The organism is Oceanobacillus sp. FSL K6-2867 (genome assembly GCF_037963145.1).
Lineage (GTDB): Bacteria > Bacillota > Bacilli > Bacillales > Amphibacillaceae > Oceanobacillus.
In genome coordinates this window covers 2,203,156-2,223,074 of sequence record NZ_CP150144.1, presented here as the reverse complement: position 1 = coordinate 2,223,074, position 19,919 = coordinate 2,203,156, and the positions used below count along the sequence as shown (strand labels likewise).

Annotated in this window: 18 protein-coding genes and 2 pseudogenes; 8 read left to right on the top strand and 12 right to left on the bottom strand. The window is 40.2% G+C overall.

Translation table 11 applies throughout. The features are described from left to right. The 11 genes from NSQ77_RS11010 to NSQ77_RS10960 all read right to left on the bottom strand — a co-directional run bounded on the left by NSQ77_RS11010 (position 1) and on the right by NSQ77_RS10960 (position 12,438). On the bottom strand, positions 1–1,032 hold the full coding sequence (locus NSQ77_RS11010) for a Gfo/Idh/MocA family oxidoreductase (RefSeq protein WP_339226014.1): 1,032 nt from the start codon (positions 1,030–1,032) through the stop codon (positions 1–3). Positions 1,033–1,044: 12 nt separating this feature from the next. Continuing rightward, on the bottom strand, positions 1,045–1,761 hold the full coding sequence (locus tag NSQ77_RS11005) for a ThuA domain-containing protein (protein WP_339226013.1): 717 nt from the start codon (positions 1,759–1,761) through the stop codon (positions 1,045–1,047). A gap of 50 nt (positions 1,762–1,811) precedes the next feature. Next, complete coding sequence (locus NSQ77_RS11000) at positions 1,812–2,894, bottom strand: Gfo/Idh/MocA family oxidoreductase (RefSeq protein ID WP_339226012.1); 1,083 nt, start codon at positions 2,892–2,894, stop codon at positions 1,812–1,814. A 26-nt stretch (positions 2,895–2,920) separates the two neighbouring features. Beyond that, entirely contained in the window at positions 2,921–3,742 is an 822-nt protein-coding gene (locus tag NSQ77_RS10995; protein WP_339226010.1) for a carbohydrate ABC transporter permease, read from the bottom strand. A 12-nt stretch (positions 3,743–3,754) separates the two neighbouring features. Continuing rightward, entirely contained in the window at positions 3,755–5,086 is a 1,332-nt protein-coding gene (locus tag NSQ77_RS10990; protein ID WP_339226009.1) for a sugar ABC transporter permease, read from the bottom strand. A 94-nt stretch (positions 5,087–5,180) separates the two neighbouring features. Next, positions 5,181–6,512, bottom strand: coding sequence for an ABC transporter substrate-binding protein (locus NSQ77_RS10985; protein ID WP_339226008.1), 1,332 nt, complete (start codon positions 6,510–6,512; stop codon positions 5,181–5,183). 186 nt (positions 6,513–6,698) lie between these two features. Next, positions 6,699–7,466: an SDR family oxidoreductase gene (locus NSQ77_RS10980; protein ID WP_339226006.1), complete on the bottom strand. Its 768-nt coding sequence runs from the start codon at positions 7,464–7,466 to the stop codon at positions 6,699–6,701. Beyond that, on the bottom strand, positions 7,466–8,449 hold the full coding sequence (locus tag NSQ77_RS10975) for a LacI family DNA-binding transcriptional regulator (RefSeq protein WP_339226005.1): 984 nt from the start codon (positions 8,447–8,449) through the stop codon (positions 7,466–7,468). The genes NSQ77_RS10980 and NSQ77_RS10975 overlap by 1 nt, the downstream gene beginning before the upstream one ends. Before the next feature lie 331 nt (positions 8,450–8,780). Then, positions 8,781–10,352, bottom strand: coding sequence for a BCCT family transporter (locus tag NSQ77_RS10970; RefSeq protein WP_339226004.1), 1,572 nt, complete (start codon positions 10,350–10,352; stop codon positions 8,781–8,783). Between the two features lie 140 nt (positions 10,353–10,492). Then, a complete protein-coding gene (locus NSQ77_RS10965; RefSeq protein WP_339226003.1) occupies positions 10,493–10,990 on the bottom strand; it encodes an LURP-one-related family protein in 498 nt (165 codons plus the stop codon). A 116-nt stretch (positions 10,991–11,106) separates the two neighbouring features. Beyond that, entirely contained in the window at positions 11,107–12,438 is a 1,332-nt protein-coding gene (locus NSQ77_RS10960) for a PQQ-binding-like beta-propeller repeat protein (RefSeq protein WP_339226002.1), read from the bottom strand. A gap of 286 nt (positions 12,439–12,724) precedes the next feature. Here NSQ77_RS10960 and NSQ77_RS10955 point away from each other — a divergent pair. From NSQ77_RS10955 to NSQ77_RS10945, 3 genes and pseudogenes are all read left to right on the top strand, one after another. Further along, positions 12,725–13,849 (top strand): annotated as a pseudogene (locus NSQ77_RS10955) (NADH-dependent flavin oxidoreductase). 115 nt (positions 13,850–13,964) lie between these two features. After that, positions 13,965–14,228: a hypothetical protein gene (locus NSQ77_RS10950; RefSeq protein WP_339226001.1), complete on the top strand. Its 264-nt coding sequence runs from the start codon at positions 13,965–13,967 to the stop codon at positions 14,226–14,228. Between the two features lie 236 nt (positions 14,229–14,464). Next, on the top strand, positions 14,465–14,626 hold the full coding sequence (locus NSQ77_RS10945) for a hypothetical protein (RefSeq protein WP_339226000.1): 162 nt from the start codon (positions 14,465–14,467) through the stop codon (positions 14,624–14,626). A gap of 419 nt (positions 14,627–15,045) precedes the next feature. On the opposite strand, the gene NSQ77_RS10940 is transcribed toward NSQ77_RS10945, so the two are convergent. Continuing rightward, positions 15,046–15,900 (bottom strand): aldo/keto reductase, encoded by an 855-nt coding sequence (locus tag NSQ77_RS10940; protein ID WP_339225999.1) that lies wholly within the window; start codon positions 15,898–15,900, stop codon positions 15,046–15,048. A 702-nt stretch (positions 15,901–16,602) separates the two neighbouring features. On the opposite strand from NSQ77_RS10940, the gene NSQ77_RS10935 reads away from it, so the two are divergent. The 5 genes and pseudogenes from NSQ77_RS10935 to NSQ77_RS10915 all read left to right on the top strand — a co-directional run bounded on the left by NSQ77_RS10935 (position 16,603) and on the right by NSQ77_RS10915 (position 19,908). Continuing rightward, positions 16,603–16,878 carry a metalloregulator ArsR/SmtB family transcription factor gene (locus NSQ77_RS10935; RefSeq protein ID WP_339230988.1) on the top strand — a complete coding sequence of 92 codons (276 nt, stop codon included), beginning with the start codon at positions 16,603–16,605 and terminating at the stop codon, positions 16,876–16,878. A gap of 140 nt (positions 16,879–17,018) precedes the next feature. Further along, positions 17,019–17,402 carry a VOC family protein gene (locus tag NSQ77_RS10930; protein WP_339225997.1) on the top strand — a complete coding sequence of 128 codons (384 nt, stop codon included), beginning with the start codon at positions 17,019–17,021 and terminating at the stop codon, positions 17,400–17,402. A 395-nt stretch (positions 17,403–17,797) separates the two neighbouring features. Further along, on the top strand, positions 17,798–18,241 hold the full coding sequence (locus NSQ77_RS10925; protein ID WP_339225996.1) for a GNAT family N-acetyltransferase: 444 nt from the start codon (positions 17,798–17,800) through the stop codon (positions 18,239–18,241). A gap of 108 nt (positions 18,242–18,349) precedes the next feature. Next, positions 18,350–18,487, top strand: a pseudogene (locus tag NSQ77_RS10920) (hypothetical protein); the annotation flags it as partial. A 272-nt stretch (positions 18,488–18,759) separates the two neighbouring features. After that, positions 18,760–19,908, top strand: coding sequence for a cation:proton antiporter (locus NSQ77_RS10915; protein ID WP_339225995.1), 1,149 nt, complete (start codon positions 18,760–18,762; stop codon positions 19,906–19,908). The last annotated feature ends 11 nt before the right edge of the window (positions 19,909–19,919 follow it).

The following is a 19,919-nucleotide window of genomic DNA, read 5'->3' as shown; positions in this document are numbered from 1 at the left end:
TCATCCCTTCACATTGCTGATTTTCCGTGTTGCACTGGACTCCAAGGCCCCTAAAATAACCTCCAGGGACTTCATTCCTTCCACACCATTTATCAATGGCTCGCGGTCTTCCAGAATACTTTCCACGAAGTGATCGATGACATGTGTGGTTGTCTGCCCGCCGGATTCATTGGTCTGGATACCGCCAAGCTCATAATTTACGACTTCACCTGTTGCATACTGGACAATCAAGGAATATTTCGGATCATCCTCGAGCCGCAATATCGCGTTTTCCCCGTAAATAATGGTGGAATTATCCTCTTTCGCGTTGTATGCCCAGCTTGCAGCGAGCGTTCCGACAATACCGCTTTCCGTCTTCAGAACACAAACGGCATTATCATCCACATCGGTATCTCCTTTTGCACTTGTTTCCACAAATGCCGCTACCTCGGAAAATTCCTCGCCAAGCAGATACCGCATTAAATCGGCCTTATGTACACCAAGGTCTCCCATTGCACCAATAAAGGCCTTTTCCTTATCAAAAAACCAGCCTTCTCTTCCATCAGCACTCCATGTTTCAGGTCCGCCATGCCCAAAGGTTGTCCGGAAGCTGTAGATTTTCCCTATCTCACCACTCTCAATTAATTGCTTTGCTTTTTGATGGGACGGAACAAAGCGCTGATTATGACCGATCATCAACTTTTTGCCATTTTTCTTTGCTGCTTGAATCATATTCTCTGCTTCTTCGCTTGATGTTGCCATCGGCTTTTCGCATAAAACATGCTTGCCGGCATTCAATGCAAGAATCGAAACAGGGGCATGCAGATAATTCGGCAGGCAAATACTTACCGCATCCACATCCTCCTTTCCAAGCAGCTGTTCATAGTCTGTATATGCTTTAGCGCCGTATGTTTGCGCCATTTCCTCTGCACGTTTTTCGACGATATCGCAAACCGCTGTGATCTCCACATGCGGATTTGCAGCATATTCGATTAAATGTCTATGTTTTGCAATGCTTCCACATCCAATTACTGCAATCTTCAATTTTGCCATCTGCTGTCACCCCTATTTCGATAATGATTCAAGTGGCTGTCTATTGCCATATACATGCTTTGGTGTATTGGTATTCGCAGCCCATTTTACGCCATTTTGGATTACTTTCTGGATTTCCTTGTTATGGTAGGTTGGATAGGTTTCATGTCCTGGACGGAAATAAAAGATTTTGCCACGTCCGCGTTTAAAGGTTGCCCCACTTCGGAACACCTCTCCACCCTCAAACCAGCTGATAAAAATCAATTCATCAGGCGTTGGAATATCAAAATGTTCCCCATACATTTCTTCTTTTTCCAGCTCGATGTATTCTCCCAGCCCCTCTGTGATTGGATGTGTCGGATCCACAACCCAGAGTCGTTCTTTTTCATCCGCCTCGCGCCATTTCAAATCACAACCAGTACCCATCAGCTTTTTGAACACTTTGGAAAAATGCGCCGAGTGGAGTACGACGAGCCCCATACCATTCAGCACACGTTGCTTAACTCTCTCGGCAACTTCCTCACTAACTTCTTCATGGACCTTATGCCCCCACCATACAAGCACATCTGTTTCAGCCAGCACTTCTTCTGTCAAACCATGCTCCGGCTCATCGAGTACAGCTGTTTTTGTTTCATGACCAGCTTCTTTTAGAAAGGCTGCAATTGTTTCGTGGATGCCATTCGGATAAACCGCTGCAACTGCAGTGTCTTCCTTCTCGTGTCGAAATTCATTCCATACGGTTACTTTCATTTTGTTCACTCCTTGATTTTTATTGTATTCATCTAGTTTCAAGAGATATTTTAATCAAAATATACTGCCTTACCAGTTCTCGCAGATTCATAGATTGCCTCCAAAATTTGTGTGACAACCAATGCTTCTTTCGGCTTCACAACCGGTTCTGTATCATGCAAAATACATTCAATCCATAAACGCATCTCGAGATCCGCTTCACTTTCAGTTTCTCCTTCAAAAAAAGCGACGCGACCGGGTTCCAGTTCGACATTTGTCGTATACAATTTACCGAAGTCCTCGCCATGTATCCGGAGGCCATCCTTCATATCAGCGCCACCCTTGGTTCCGCTTAAGGAGCATTTTGCCTCATCCACATCAAGTGAATTCAGTGCCCAGCTTGACTCCAGGACAATTGTCGCGCCGTTTTGCATTTTTATAAAACCAAACGCAGAATCCTCTACCGTAAATTTCTCGGGATCCCAAGAGCCAAAAGCATTTGCAGCACCGTTTTGTTTCCCAAGCTTATGGAAAACAGAGCCCATCACCGATTGTGGCTGGTAATTATCCATCATCCATAACGTCAGATCGAGGGCATGGGTCCCAATATCGATAAGCGGGCCGCCTCCCTGTTTTTCTTCATCCAAAAACACACCCCATGTTGGAACAGCCCGCCTTCGGATCGCATGGGCCTTTGCATAATAGATTTCTCCCAGATCTCCACGAGTCACGGCCTGATGCAAGTACTGGCTGTCCGGTCGGAAACGGTTGTTATAGCCGATTGTCAGCTTTTTCCCGCTTTTCTTGGCAGCTGCAAGCATTTGCTTGGCTTCCTCTGACGTCCTTGCCATCGGCTTTTCACACATTACGTGCTTGCCAGCCTCAAGCGCAGCTATCGTAATTTCGGCATGGGACACATTCGGTGTGCATATGTGGACAACATCAAGGCTTCCATCTTTCAGCAGCTCTCTGTAATCCGCATAAACTTTTGCGTCGGCGGTTCCGAATTCTTTTGCGACTGCCTGTGCTTTTTCAATGTTCCAATTGCAAAAGGCCGTCACCTCAACCTGGCTGATTTTTTGGAGACTCTTGAGATGCTTTTCCACCGCAATTGCCCCACAGCCAATAATTCCAATTTTCAACTTGTCCTTCATATTCAATCAACCTCATTTTTCATGAACTATTCTTTAACAGAGCCAGATGTTAAACCAGAAACAATCCGTTTTTGGAAAAATAATACCAATATAACGATTGGAATCGTCACAATGACCGTTGCTGCCGAAATATCTCCCCATGGGATCGAATATTGACTCTGATACATCGAAATCCCAACAGGAACGGTTCTCCATGCATCATCACTGTTGATCGTTAATGCGAATAAATATTCATTCCAGGCTGCGATAAATACTAGGATTCCGGTTGTAAAAATACCAGGTGCTGCTAATGGCAGAATAATTTTCCGGAATGTCTGAAATGGACTTGCCCCATCCAGCTTGGCAGACTCCTCCAGCTCATATGGAATCTTTTTGAAAAAGGTTGCCAGAATCCAGATTGCCAGTGGAAGACTGATCGTAATGTAAGGGATAACGAGTCCCATATAGCTATTTCGCAAGCCAAGATCTGTTACTAAGTTGAACATTGGCGAGATAATCGCGATTTGCGGGAACATTGATGCAGCAAGCACCAATCCCAGGATTAAGCCTTTTCCTTTAATCGGCAATCTCGTAACTGCATATGCCGTAAACGATGCAAATACAAGTGATAAGATCGTTGTTATAGCAGAGACCGCAAAGCTATTAATCATATATCTTACTAAAGGTCGGTTCGTTAGCGCCGCTTCATAGGAGTCCAACGAAGGGTTGCTTGTGAACCAGCTGAAAGACGAGAATATTTCTCTTGGTGGTTTGATCGATGTTAAAAATACCCAGATGAATGGAAACATCACAAGAAAAACAAAGATGATCAGAAACAGATAAAATCCAATTCCACCGCGTTTATTCATTTATACCCCTCCTCATTTCGTACGGCCATCAAATAGATCGGAACCGATTAATTTCACATAGATTAAGCTGATGATCGCCACACTGATAAATACAATGACAGAAAGAACAGAGCCTTCCCCGAAATTCTGCTGGGCGAATAATGTTTTATAGGCGTAAACGGAAATGGACTCGGTCGCGTTTGCAGGACCTCCACCTGTCAATACATAAATCAGGTCAAATACTCGGAATGCATCGAGCGTTCGGAACAATAATGCAACGAGAATCGATGATTTCAAAAGTGGCAATGTAATGCTCCAGAACTGCTGAAATTTATTGGCTCCATCCACGCTTGACGCCTCATATAATGATTGCGGAATAGTCTGCAAGCCTGCCAGCAATAGCAGTGCCATGTATGGTGTTGTTTTCCAGACATCTGCAAGGATGATGGAAAACATGCCGCCATCAGATGTGGTCAATAGCCAGGATGAACCTGGAATCAGATTAAGCACTTCCAAGTAATGTGCAATAATCCCTGACTGCCCGTCATATAAGAATCCCCACATCATTGCTGCTACTGCTGTCGGAATCGCCCACGGGATCAGTACAGATGCACGGATGATTCCCCTCCCTTTAAATGCCCGGTTGATCAGAAGTGCAATCGCCAAACCAAGCACCAGCTCAAATGCTACAGAGATCACAGTGAAAAATGCGGTATTTCCCATCGCCTTCCACATTCGCTGGTCCTTCATGTATTTCCCATAGTTATCCAATCCGATAAAATTTGAATTTAATATATTGCCTGCTGTTGATGTCAGCAAATCTGAGGTTTGCTGGAACTGCTGTCCAGTCTGCTCATTATTGCTTGATGCTGCTATTTCAGCAAGTGCTGCAGCATGAGATTCCAGCGCTCCCTGGTACTCTTCGGCAAACGCATTATCTACTTTGGAATACTTCAACTCGGAATCTCTTACAGGCGTGAAACTTGCTAATAATTCATCAATCTCCTCTACTTTTGTATTCATTTCTTCATCACTGATCAGTTCAGCATGATAGTTTTCAACATCCTGCTGAATTCCCTTTATTGTTTCAGCATCCGCTTCATTCTCAGCAGTTTCTAGTAAACTGTCAAGCTGACTCCCTATGTAAAAATGATTATCCACATAACGTTCCAGATCAATCGTTGCACTGAGCATGAGCTGCGAACGAGAGGGATCATTCAGCCTATAGTCGAATAAGCTATTGTAAAAGGATTGTGCCACCGGCCATAGCACAACAACCATTACTAGAACAAGAGACGGGATGACCATAGCATATCCAAGCTGCTTCTCACTTAGTTGAAAGCTGCGCCTTTTCTTGTTTTTCATGTTTTACCTCCTCGTTATTAAGCTAGCTTTCTGACCCTATTATAAGAATAGCAAGATGAGTATATGCCCATCCTGCTATTTTGACTAACTTACATTATTCAGCCATCGCTGCTTCAATCTTCTCCTGCATATTCTTTGCTGCTTCCTCGGAGGTCTGGTCACCTGTCAATACTTTTGAAATTTCAATTTGCATAATATCCGAAACTTCCGGATAGATAGGTGAGACTGGTCTAGGAACTGCTGACTGCAGTACTTCCCTGAATTCAGGATTCGCGAATAATGAACTTACTTCCTGTACTTCCGGATCGTCATACAAAGCGTTTAACGTTGGAGCTCGTCCACCTTCAACGGCACTAATTTTCTGGCCTTCTGGACCGGATATAAATTTCACAAACTCCCATGCCGCTTCAGGATGCTCAGAATATCGGTTAATCATTGTCATCCATCCGCCAAGCGATGATGCAGTACCTTCATCACCTGCTGGAAGTCTGGACATTTCGACATTATCCGCTATTTCAGATCTCTCTTCATCATTGGAAGATGCCATCATATACGGCCAGTTTCTGGCAAAAACGGCATTGCCTTCAATCCAGGCATTTTCTGTTTCGATTTCCATGAAGTTCACGATATTCTCTGGTACAAAATCAGATGATACAACTTCTTTCATTTTATCAAGTGCTTTAATTGTCTCAGGACTGTCCACGACCACATTATTATTTTCATCCACTACTTCACCGCCATAGGATGCGATAAATTCAATGGCATTTGTAATCAAGCCTTCATATTGTGCAGCCTGCATAAGGTAGCCATACTTTGTGCCCTTTTCCCCTTTCAGCTCGTCAGCCATTTCAATCAATTCATCCCAAGTTGCAGGGGGCTCGTCCACAATGTCCGTACGGTAGTAGAAAACTCCGGCATCTGTATACTGAGGCATTGCCCATTGCTTTCCATTAAAGTTTGCTGCTGCAACTGTTCCAGGGAAGTAATCATCCATGTTGATTCCATCCTTTTCAATAAAACGATCCAGCTCCAGCACGTAGTTAGCCTGAGCAAATTCTGCCGGCCAGATTACATCAGCATTAAAAACGTCAATTTCCGAGCTTTGAGAGCTTAAAAGCGTCACATATTGATCATGGGACTGGCCTGTATCTGCAGGCATTTCACGCTGCTCCACTTTGATGTGCGGAAACTTTTCCTCGAATGCTTTGATTACTGCCTCTGTACCTGGTGTTGTATCCACCCCTCGCGCATATACAATGGTAACGGGCTCTTCTTCACTGCCTTCTGATGCTTGTTCACCATTTGCATTTGATGTATCCGATTCATCGTTACCATCTTGTTCCGATGAATCTGAATTACATGCAACTAAAAAGAAAACCAGAGCGATAAACAACAAACTGCTAAGTGCTAACTTTGAAAACTTCAATGTAATGCCCCCTTTTTTTAATGTCGATTCCAGTTCAAAGTATATTTAAGGAATATTCTTTAAAATGAAATCGATTACATTTGGTTATATTATACGATAATTATTTTTGATGTCAACTCTATTTATTAATTTATTTTTACAGTTGTTTTAGGCGCTGGGCAACAGAGCCTGTAAGTGCAAATCTCGTTATTGCCTTAAAAATCCGCCTTCTGAATGAATTACCTGTCCTGTAATCCATGCTGCTTCCTCACTTGCCAAAAACGCTATCAGTCTTGCAGCATCCTTTGCTTCTCCTATACGACCCAATCTAAATTTCGGCAACAATGCATGCTTCAATTCCTCTGACATCCAGCCCGTATCGGTAGGTCCAGGATTGACGGCATTAACCGTGATGCCAAGCGGTCCCAGCTCCGCAGATAAGGAAAGCGTAAAGGCAGAGATAGTCCCTTTTGTCGCTACATAGGCAAGTTCTTCGACCATTGGACCTTGCGCCTGTCCAGAAGTCAAATTAATAACTCTTCCTGCATGATGTCCGGCCTGCTCAAACCTCCTTGCAAATGCTGCAGAAAGCATCATTACAGATCTGATATTGACCGCATAATGCGCATCCACCTCTGCCACCTCAAGCTTTTCATACCCATCTCTAGTGGAATAGGCGGCATTATTAATTAAAATCGAAGGCACACCCAGCGACTTTTCGGCACCTTGAAGAACCTGGAGGTATGCCTCAGCTTCCGATAAATCAACCTCAGCATGGGCACACTTCACCCCGAGCTCCTCAATTTCCTTTTGGAATGTCTCCGGCCACGCTTTGTCCGACTGCCAATGAGTAAAAAATAGCTCCACCCCTGCTTTTGCAAGCTCCCGACATGTGGCCGCTCCAATCCCATGCTTATGGCTGACACCAGTGACAACAGCAATTTGATTTGCCATCTTTATCTGCCTCGCTTTCATTATGTAGACTCCCTAATAATCAATTCATGATCCAATATCAGGCTTTCCACTGCTTTCCCTCTAATTTTATTGATAATCATATTCGCAGAAGTGCACCCCATTTTGTACATCGGCTGAGCAATAGTTGTGAGCGTCGGGTTTGTCATATTGGAAAAGCTGATCTTGTCAAAGCCAATCACAGCAATATCATCAGGCACCTTTAATCCCTGTAATTGAATTTCTTTCATCGCACCAATTGCAAGGACATCTGAAACCGCAAAAACAGCATCTGGCCTATCCGCATCGTTTAATAAAGAACGCATTGCCTGCTGTCCGCCTTCAAATTCAAGCTGCTCCGTTTCCCGCATCTGTTTTGTTTCAATCGGCAAACCGAACTCATGTAAGGCCTTTTCATAGCCACTCCTGCGTTCACGGGCATACAAGTATTTCTCATCCGTGTTAATCAATGCAACTTTTCTGTTCCCTATTTTAATTAAATGTTTAACCGCCTGATAGGCAGCCAGTTCATTATCGATGGTTACGTAAGAAATTTCCCCCTGTTCATCAAATTCACTGCACTGCACGATCGGATGCCTGCTTGCAAGGTCATACAGATTCTTCCGATTGACAGTCGGGTCCATTAGAATAATGCCGTCTGCAAGTCTGTTCCGCACCATATTAAAATAAATCGCTTCTCTTTTTGGATTAGAATCCGTTTCACAAAGGAGTATATTATATCCCTTGCTGATCGCTGTATCCTCAATCCCATTAATAATTTCCGTATAAAATGGATTTGAAATGCTGGGAATCAAAACAAGAAGCAGCCTGCTTTCAGAGTTCCTGAGGTTACGCCCAAGCGCACTCGGCTCATAATTTAATTCTTCTATGGCCTGCTCTACCCGTATTCTTGTTTTTTCTTTAACCGTCTCCCTGTTATTAAGAACCCTTGAAACAGTTGCAGTAGAAACACCTGCCTTCTTAGCCACTTCCTGTATGGTTACCATATAATCACCTGCCTTACATTTTATGAAATCGATTACATTTTATGTTATAATTTTGAGTGTGTTTTGTCAAGATTATAAAAATTGGCTAACTGGTTCATGCTGAAAAAAGAAACGATATTTACTTTTTTACAAGGAATTTATTTGCCAAGACAAAAGTTATTTTTATTTTTAAACCTCAAACAAGCATAACCCCGTATTAATAAAAATGGGGTTATGCTTGTTTGATTTGTACTATCATGCAACATTGCTCATTAATGGAAATAGGCTGCTGCGCTAGAGTAATTAAGCATGCTTAAAAACATATCGTAAAAAGTTAATCAGCGGTCCTTTTTTATCGTAGACCTCTATCGGATTTTACTTTATCACTATATTCCTTCAATCTTTTTTTATCGGGTTTAAGTGTCAAACCTAAGTATTTTCTTTCCTGATTGGCATCTTTGTAGAATGCTATTGCCATCAAAATTACCACTACACTAAATGGCAAGGCCGATATTATGGATGCAGATTGTAATGCATTTAAGCCGGTTTCTCCACCCGATAACAGCAATACATATGCGATTGCTGATAGTGCCAGCCCCCATACAAGTTTGACAAAACCAGAAGGACTTAAAGTTCCAAAACTAGTTTGCATGCCTAAAACAAATGTTGCCGAATCTGCTGAAGTAATAAAAAATGACGCTATAAGTATCAAAGCAACAACAGATAAAACGATACTTAAAGGGAGTTCATTGAGAATCCCAAACAACTGCGTTTCTGGAGGCATTTCAAATATCCCCGGTACCTTCAGACCTACTTCGACTCCCGTTAGACCAAATGAGCTAAACCAAAATATACTCACAATGGTTGGAACAAATAATACCGCAATGACAAATTCCCGGATTGATCGCCCGCGGGAAATCCTTGCAATAAATATACCTACAAATGGACTCCAGCTCATCCACCAGCCCCAATAATATATAGTCCAGGACTGCATCCACTCATGTTTTTGCTCGTTTAATGGCGCTACATCCAAGCTATTATATAATAAAGTGTTTAAGTAATCACCAGTCGCACTTGTCATCATATTGAAAATAAGTAAAGTTGGACCTAAAATTAAAACAGCAACAAACAATAATCCTGCTAACAGCATATTTAAATTACTTAAATATTGAATTCCCTTACTTAATCCGCTCCAAGCACTATATAAGAACAACACAGTTACAATGGCAATAATGATGCCTTGGACCAGCTGATTGTTTGGGATACCAAAGAGGTAGTTCAATCCTCCATTAATTTGCATTGCTCCTATACCTAAAGAAACTGCTACACCAATAATTGTGGCGAATACCGATAACACATCGACAACATTACCGATAGGACCATCTACTTTATCTCCTAAAACAGGTCGTAATGTTTTCGAAATTAAGCCAAGTTCTCCTTTTCTAAACTGTGAATAAGCCAATGCAAGTGCTACAATACCGTATACTGCCCAAGGGTGAAATCCATAGTGAAAAAAAGTTGACCGCATTGCTTCAGCTAAAGCAGCTTTTGTTTCAGCATCAGCAGTGGGTGGTGCCAGGTAATGCGAAATGGGTTCAGCTGTACCATAAAAGACTAATCCAATCCCCATACCAGCACTAAACAGCATGGTTAACCATGATACCGTTTTAAACTCTGGTTTATCATGTGGTTTACCCAATTTGAGTTTACCAATTGGGCTAAGACCCAAAAATATAAAAAAAAGTAAAATCAAAGTGAAAACGGTCATATAATACCAGCCAAAGGTTTCTGTAATCCATGCGCCAACACCGCTGGAGACTTTACCAAACCGATTGGGAAAAACTGCTCCAAAAAGTACCAGCACGCCGACAATTATTGACGCATAAGTAAATACATTAGAAAATTTCTTCTTATTTTGATTCATGAAAAGGTTCATCCTCTTTGCATTATTTATTAAAGATGTTTTTCATTTTAACATATCAAAAATTCTATTCAACCTTCCCTTTGGATTACTCAAATAATATTATATGACATTTCATAAATATTATTTCTTGGCGCTCTCTGTTAACTCGACGCAACAGATGAAGCAGCTGCTTGATCTGCCTTCACACAATCAATTGCAATAACGAGCGCAAGAATGAGCGTCTCCATCCCTTCGTTCAATACCTGTACCTTGTAGCTGTCGCCCCAAGTGAACCACTCTTTGCTCACCTTCCCTACGACTTCACCATGCTGGTACACTTCAAAGTTCATGTCCCACCAGTTGCCATGTACTTCAATGCCTGCCGCATCAATCGTATAGCGTGCTTTAAAGAAAGAAAACTCCTTCTTAATCGTTAACACTTCACGGCCATCTACCTCAACCATGAACTTTGGCAAAAAGCTGAACACCTTTTTCGTAATCAGTGCAACTTTATTCCCTGCATGGTTATTTATGGAGAAGGTCTTTGGAACCTTCATAAAACTGCCCTCAACAAAATAAACATCATTTTCCTGCTGATCTTTTACAGTAAACTTGCCGCTTAGACTGAATACCTTCTGTTTTATATAAAGTTCTTTCATATCATGACTCCTTTATAGATTTCTATTATGCACTATAAGAATTAAAGGTCTAATTACGTATACTACAAAATAAAGAAGGCTATTACCCAATTTAGCTAATAGCCTCTTTTTCCACTTTATTCAATCGGCAAAATAAACCCTTGTGCCCCTTCATCATTAAAGTATTGCAGATATACCATAACATTCCCATTTTCTTCATCAATTATTGGACCGGCACCAATTGCCTTTCCAAAGGAATACTGATTTTTTACCTCGCCAGTTTTAGAATCAATTACCGTAAGAAAGTTGTCACGATCATTTGCAACATTTGATTTCTCTGTAAATGCATATACATGATTATCTGTAATACCTGCAGAGAACCAGTAGTTATAATCATCACCTGTTTCAGAACGATCCTTTAAGTCTCCGACAGAAACCGACCATAGCTGCTCATGGCTATTGATATCATACGTTAAAATTCCATTTTCAACAGTAATATAAAGAAGGTCGCCAACTAAATCTAATTTTATCTCTCCAATATCGTATGGTTCTTCCACTTCTGGAGCTTCAATTATGGTTTCCTTTCTTCCTTCTTGATCATCAAATTCCACTACCTTGTAAAGCGAGTCCGAAAACGCATCAGCTTCATCTGCCAAAGCATAGAAGGTACTTCCATCAACAGCAACATCACGGAATACTCCTTCTTCTTCAAATAATTTTGTTCCGTCTTTTAAATCGAAAGCTGTTAACCCGTATTGATCTTCATAAATAAGTGCATGATCTGTCACATGAAGTTCAGCATATCCCGTACTAAGCTCAACTTCTCCTGTTGTTTCCCAAATTGTTTCTTTTGTATTAGTATCAAGTGCAAACAACCTATCAGCGTTGACAACATAAAGAATATCATCTTTTTTCACCATATCTGATGGACCATCTGTGTCTGCTAAATCTTCAATTTCCCCAGTCGAAAGATCAACTTGAATGATTTTATTTGTGCCAACGTCATTACCCTGAAGATAATAGTAATTACCGAATAAAAATGGCCAAGTATAGCTATCCGTATTTACAATGGATGACTCAGCTCTTCCTTTCAGCCGTTCAACATCGGTTTCTAAGTTTAATCTTTCTCCAGTCCGATAATCAAAGAATATACTATTATTTTCTCCGCCCATGGCTAACGCTCCACTTGATGCATATTGGTAAGAATAATCATTTGGCGATGGGTCCGATTCAAAGTCCACCACTTCAAATAATGACTCATCAAAGGGAATTCCTTCTACATTAAGTAAATCGGTATGATGTCCTGATGCTCCATTTTCTTCTTTATCTGTTTTCTCATCGTTATTTTCCTCAGCGGAAGTTTCATTACTTTCTCCGCTATCCTCTTCGTTTCCATTCGAGTTATTACAACCTGCTGCGATTAAAATCAATATGAGTAAAAGTATGGGTAGGTAATATCGCTTATACAATCGAATCGCTCCTTTTTTATTTTGGTAATTTTCATACGATTATCGGTAATAATAGGTTTCAATCTGCGAGAAAAATAGTTCCAAATGACTAAAATTGGTTGCATGAGAGTAAAGAGAAAAATCCGGAAAAAATTATGTGGGGTCTGTCAGAATAAGCGTTGTCCAGTTTTCTACCGAAAAAAGCCCAGCTCCACAAGTAAAATTATTACTCCAAGCACAATAATATACAAAACGAAATAGAACTACTATCATAACCATAGAGTAACCCTTGAAGGAGGAAGAAACTATGAATCCAAGCAATCAGATATTTTTTTCACCATATACATTTAAAAATGGAGTTGAATTAAAGAATCGAATTATAATGGCTCCAATGACCAACTATTCATCCAATCCTGATGGGACAGTTACAGAAGAAGAGCTGGCCTACTATGCACGACGTTCCAAAGGTGTAAGCATGGTAATTACTGCTTGTACATATGTCACCCCTAACGGAAAAGGTTTCCATAATGAATTCGCTGGTGACCGTGATGAAATGATTCCAAGTCTAAGCCAATTAGCTAAGACCATCCAAAGTCGAGGCGCTAAAGCTATTTTGCAAATTTTCCACGGCGGGAGAATGTGCCCGCCAGAGCTGGTTCCTCATGGTGACATCGTAAGTGCCAGTGCTGTTCCGGCGGAGGTGGCAGGAGCTAAAACACCTAGAGCTTTAACGGAAACAGAGGTTGAGGAGATTATTGATGCTTTTGGAGAGACGACACGCCGTGCGATTGAAGCGGGATATGACGGAGTTGAAATCCACGGAGCGAACGGATATTTAATCCAGCAATTCTTCTCCCCACATTCCAATCAACGTGATGATCGATTTGGTGGAAGTGTCGAAAAACGGATGACCTTCCCGTTAGCTATCGTTGATAAAATAACAGAAGTAGTGGAGGAGCATGCCGATGATTCTTTTATCGTAGGATACCGCTTCTCGCCGGAAGAAGCCGAAACGCCGGGAATCATTATGGCAGACACCATTAAATTGGTGGATGCATTAGCAGAAAAGGACTTGGACTATCTGCATGTGTCCTTACAGCATTTCCTTTCCAAAGCAAGAAGAGGCGTGGAGGATGTAAATAAAACACGCATCGACTACTTGCTTGAAACGATCGATAACCGCCTTCCTTTAATTGGTGTAGGCTCTATTTACACTGCAGAGGATGCACGAAGAGCTTTTGAAACAGGGGTTCCATTAATCGCAATTGGCTGAGAGCTTATTATTGATCCGGACTGGGTACAAAAAGCAGCAGAAGGACGAGATGACGAAATTGTGACGGAAATTAACAAGGATAATCAGGAAGAATTAGTTATACCAGATCCATTGTGGAATGTAATTTTGAATACTCCTGGCTGGTTTCCCGGAGTGTAAGTGATATGCAGCTGGCCCTCTATATGATTGATAGGGGGCCAGCTTTTTATGATAGGTGTTTATTTCATCTGCTTTTGTTTAAACTAACAAAAACAAATGGATTAGGAGTGATCATATGCTGCTGACAGGGGACATTATCTCAGGTGAATTTGATGAACTTGCGAATGAATTTTCCATACAGAAGGTAAAACATTTCACCACAGAATCAAGCATAAAAGAAAACCAGCTAAAAAGCCTGTATGATTATCTGAAAAAACACCAAGATGAAACGGACGGTCAAATCATTACATTGTATGATCAAATGCCGATACGGTTGAGTCAGGAAGAAGTGAACCTCTTTATTAGAGACCTTGAAGAGATTCAATCGATGTATCGCTAACATTTAGGTTCTCGAACCTTGCTGCCAATCCCAAATTAACTATTAGGCGCAATAGTTAATTTGGGTTTTTCTAAGTTTTTTAATAATTACTAATGTACGATAAGATAACTTTATGAAATGATATACTTAAAGTAACTGGCAGGTTCGTAAAATAAGCATCTTTGAATTACAGCATTCCAAATTGTTTACCTATGTGTTAATAAATGATTTTGTTAGACAGGCAAGGAGGAAAATATTTGCTGAAATTTGTAGTTGCTTTCTTAGAGTCAGTAGCACTATCTTCGTTTTCCATCTTATATAATGTATTTAGTTTAATTTTCATACATAATGGTTCACTATCATTTTCCATGGATGCTTTCCTTGTTGTTTATATTTTTGCTTTGCCGCCTATCTGTTGATTGGGAGTAACAGCACCCGTTAACGGAACAATTTTAAAAAAATGAGTCTGCTTAAAACAGACCCACCCTTTATCTATTGCTCAAAAATATCTAACTCAGAAATTGTGTTTTTAAGTTTATAGTATCCACGGTAAATACCCAGGAAGCCCCTGTATTACCAGACCCCGTTGGTTATGAGTTACATGGATGCAGGTAGGATGTCTAGCTTATTTTGACAAACAAAGCATTAAATTTATAAATGCTCTAAAACTTTTCTAGCCAAATAACTATCATCCTTAAACATTCCATAGTTTTCTACATGCGTATTCTTTCCCTTTTTAAGTGTTTTTCAGTCTCAAACCGAATATCGATGACTATCTATCAGAAACCGCAGCGCCTTTATGGACAGAATACAAGACGATGTTCATATCGTAGTCTGTCTATACATATTCGTGGTATTCGTTAGGGTCCTGCCCTTCTACACGGCCGTCTTCCCCTTTATCCAATGAATCAATTGTTTCAATATCCTCAGGGGCTAATGTAAAGTTGGTACTATTGATATTATCTTTTTGATGCATTGGATTACTCGATTTTGGAATCGTAAATACGCCGGCTTGATAGTTCCAGTTTAAGATAATCTGTGCCGTAGTTTTATCGTATTTATCCGCAATTTCTTTAATGGTGGCATTTTCCAGCACGTCATTCAGATAACCCCGACCAAAAGGACTCCAGGCTTCCGTAAGAATACCCCGCTTTTTATTTTCTTCAACCATACGGTTATTATTAAAATACGGTTGACGCTCAACCTGGTTTGTAGCAGGAGTGACACCTGTTTCTTCGATAATGTTGTCCAGATGTTCCGGTTCAAAGTTTGAAACACCGATGGTTCTGATTAATCCTTGTTTTTGAGCATCCACTAAAGCCTTCCAAGCTTCTACATATTTGCCGTCTTTGGGATTCGGCCAATGAATTAAATACTTGTCAAAATACTTTAATCCAGTGCGGCGTAAAGATTCTTGAATAAAGATAAACGCCTTGTCGTATTCATGGTGCGATCCGGGCAATTTCGTACTGATTAAAATTTCTTCCCTGGGCAGTGCGGATCGACGCACAGCTTCACCGACAATACCTTCATTGTTATAGTTTGTTGAAGTATCGATTAAACGGTATCCTGTTTTTAAGGCATTTAAAATTTCAAATGTACCCTGATCACCATCAATGCCGATCGTGCCTAATCCCACAAGGGGAAGCATTGAGCCATCATTTAGAATAAAACTGTTATTATCACTAGTCAAAGTCTCATCTCCTTTAAAATCTTTGTAATATAAGCCTGAGAATGATAGAAAAAGATATTTCCTTCACGTCTGCCAAGATGAAACCAACAGGCTGTCTTCACCAAACAGTGGTTCCGGTTAAAAAGCTCGCGGCCCATCGTCAAGCCCAGGCCATATTACCAGTATTTCATGTTTTCATCTCTCACTGAGATGCCCATAATTAATATACCCATTTAAAAAAGGTCCTACACCAACCGAACTGATTGATGGAGAGAGAGGACATCTTCGTAATAACTCATTTTATATATTCGAACTGGCACAAATTAGAGCATGAAAATAGTTTTCGAACTGGCGAGAAATGAGCAACCGCAGGTGATGTCTCTATTTTACGTCGTCGATCACCGGGCGCTTTCCCACGGGGACTGAACGAGCATTCCATTGGTCTGCTTCGGAAATAAAGCTTCCCCAACCACAGAAAGCCCTTGGACTACAAGACGCCGTTCTGAAGTATTTATGAGCTATATGGATGTAGGCAGGTTGTCTAGCTTATTATTTAGAGCTTTTTTAAACAGGATTTATAAAAGTAATTGAAATGGTATATGAAAGGATTGTGAAAAATTGCACCTAAATGGGGGTAGGTTAGTTAAAAGATATAACTACAACAAGCAACTAAACAGTTGCTCACGATTGACACGCAACCATTTAGTTGCCTATAATAAAAGCATGTTGGACAAAGACGCTATTTTTAAAGCACTCGCCGACTCGAACCGTCGGCTTATATTAGATGAATTATCCGAACGCAATGAGATGACATTATATGAACTTACGGGACGCCTGATTATGAAGCACAGTCTTTCTATTTCGAGACAGGCAATAGCAAAACATCTTTCTGTGTTGGAAGAGGCAGGACTTGTAACATCAAAACGAAAGGGGAAATATCGCGTACTGCTATTCAACAGCGAGCCACTTCAAAACTTGTTGGAAGGGTGGATAGAATAATTTTATAAAACACAAGCTATATCCGCTGAAGCAAGGGGAGATTTGCCCAAAAGTCCAATATGATCACATTATTACAATAAATTTCGGAAGAACGTGTAGTTCAAGCTCAAGCACTAACAACAATTAGGAGGCAGAACAATATGAAAATCATCGTTACCAGTATATTCGTAGAAGATCAAGATAAAGCATTGCAGTTTTACTCAGAAAAACTTGGCTTTATAAAAAAGCATGACGTTCCTGCCGGAGAATTCAGGTGGATTACGCTTGTTTCTCCAGAGGATCAAGAAGGTACCGAGATTGTACTCGAACCGAATAACAATCCGATCGCCAAAGATTATCAAAAGAGACTATTTGAAGAAGGTATTCCAGTAACCATGTTTGGTATTGAGGATATTCACAAAGAATATGAGAGATTATTGCAGCTGGGCGTGAAATTTACGATGAAGCCGACAAAAATGGGCGAGATTACGATAGCTGTATTTGATGATACGTGCGGCAACCTTATTCAGATAATCCAGCAATAAGCTAACTCAAATAACAAATTGTTTGTATAACCCTGTCCCATTTTTAGGATAGGGTTATATATTTAATAAACGTAAGTCCTATCTCTTGTATTAACATTGCGGTAAAGTTTAAAATTGTTAATTAAATAACCGCGCTGGGGGCGATGAAAATAAATAGGTATCAGAAACGAGCAATTGTATTTATTTTATTAAGTACCTCTTTTTTAGCAGGTGGGTTCGCATTAAAAGAATTTAATGTATATGCACCCCTTATCGGGTGGGGAATGGCACTGGTCTGCCAAATGATATCATTAGTATCCTCCATTAAATGGAAACACGATGCCAAAGGAGGCAATCGGTCCTGATTGATTATGAAACAAAGAAATACAAAACCAAAAAGCAGGAGAGAAATAAAGATGGAAATTTACCAAGCTAAAATTGAAGATTTAGAGGGCGTGTCCAATTTATTTAATTCATACCGAATATTCTACCAGCAAACATCGGATTTAGAAGGGGCTAAAGCTTACATAAAAGCACGTATAGAAAACCAGGAATCCGTAATTTTTGTAGTTAAAGACAAACAGAAATATGTTGGATTTACCCAGCTATACCCTTCGTTTTCATCTATAGCTATGAAAAAGGCTTGGATATTAAATGATTTATTTGTTGATGAAGCGGCCAGAAAACAGGGAGCAGGAGAAATACTTTTGCAAAAAGCCAAAGAATTCGCTATAGGAAAAGGCGCAGTAAGCATCAGCCTAAGTACAGCCCCTGATAACTATGCTGCCCAAAGACTTTATGAAAGAAATGGATACATTCGGGATTCCCAATTCTATCATTATGAATTAAGCCTGAATTAGCAATTTCTTAGTATCTGTTCGTACTTGAAACGTTATTATCAATTATTTAGTTTGTTTATTTTTAAAATAAGGGGCTGCGGCATAACTAAAGTGTTTAAGGTTAAAGAAGACTGGAGCGAACGGCAGCATCATATTGCAGGAGCGTTAGGGAATACTTTGCTACTGAGAATGCCCGATTTCCAATGGATAACACGAGTATCTAAAACACGCGTTGTTAAAGTAACTTCAATCGAAATATGGAGTTAAAGAGATTTTTTAATTTCGATTACGATGATTTCAACCCATTTAGATAGGCGCATATTTCGTTAAAGAAACAGTAAATTTATAAATGGAAAATAATTTTACTTTATCCATTTGCAAATTTATGCTAGTATTTTGGTATACAAATAAAGCGACAAGCAAAAACCGGAGGAGTCTGTCACCAAGGGATAACTATGCCCTTTTGTGTCAGATCCTTCGGTTTTTTTTATGTTGTTTGTAAAATGCAAAAATAACAAATCTTTGAAAGGCGGAATTATATGATTATTCTTCAATTAGCGCTCATTATTATTGCAGCTAAACTAGCAGGTGGTTTAAGTATCAGATTTGGCCAACCTTCCGTGTTAGGAGAAATTATTGTAGGTGTCTTATTAGGTCCATCTGTATTTGGATTAATTACAGCAACCGATACATTATCGGCATTCAGTACAATTGGTGTTATCTTGTTAATGTTTATTGCTGGTCTGGAAACGGATCTTGGCGAATTTAAACGCTCTGGTAAATCATCAACTTTTGTTGGTTTAGGCGGCATTATTGTACCATTATTTTTAGGATACTTTGCAGGGGTTATGATGGATTTAACGAACCTGCAATCTTGGTTTTTGGGCGTAATGCTTTCTGCTACGAGTGTAAGTATCTCCGTTCAAGCCCTTAAAGAAATGAACCAGCTCAAAACACGTGAAGGAACAACTATCCTTGGTGCCGCTGTTATTGATGATGTTGTCGTAATGATCATTCTGGCATTCCTAATGAGCTTTGCAATCGGCGGGGACGTATCTTTAACTACGTTAGTAATCAAGAAAGTGTTGTTCTTTGCAGTGGCTATATTGATTGCTTGGAAGGTTGTTCCTTGGGTAATGAATACATTATCAAGATTACCTGTTAGTGAGATCGTTATCTCCTCCGCACTAATTATTTGTTTTCTTTATGCATATGCAGCGGAATATACAGGAGTTGCAAACATTATTGGAGCTTATATAGCAGGTATTGCAATTGGTTTAACCAACTTCAAACACGAAGTTTTTGAGAAAGTTGAAACGATAAGTTACTCGCTATTTGTTCCTGTGTTCTTTGCCTATATTGGTATTTCAGCAGAATTTACTGGCATTCTTGATAATTTAGGTTTGATTATTTTGCTTAGTATCTTCGCGATCTTAACCAAATTTATTGGTGCAGGGGTTAGTGCAAGATTCTCTGGTTTCGGTTGGCAGAGCTCAATGGGAATTGGTTCAGCGATGGTTTCTCGTGGAGAAGTTGCATTAATTGTTGCCTCAATGGGATTAGCATCAAATTTAATAACTCAGGATTTGTATGCAACCATGATTGTTGTTGTTATTGCAACAACTATTGTTACTCCTCCAATGATGAAGTTATTTTTCAAATCGGATGTAAGAGCAGAATCAATGTAATTTAGATCATA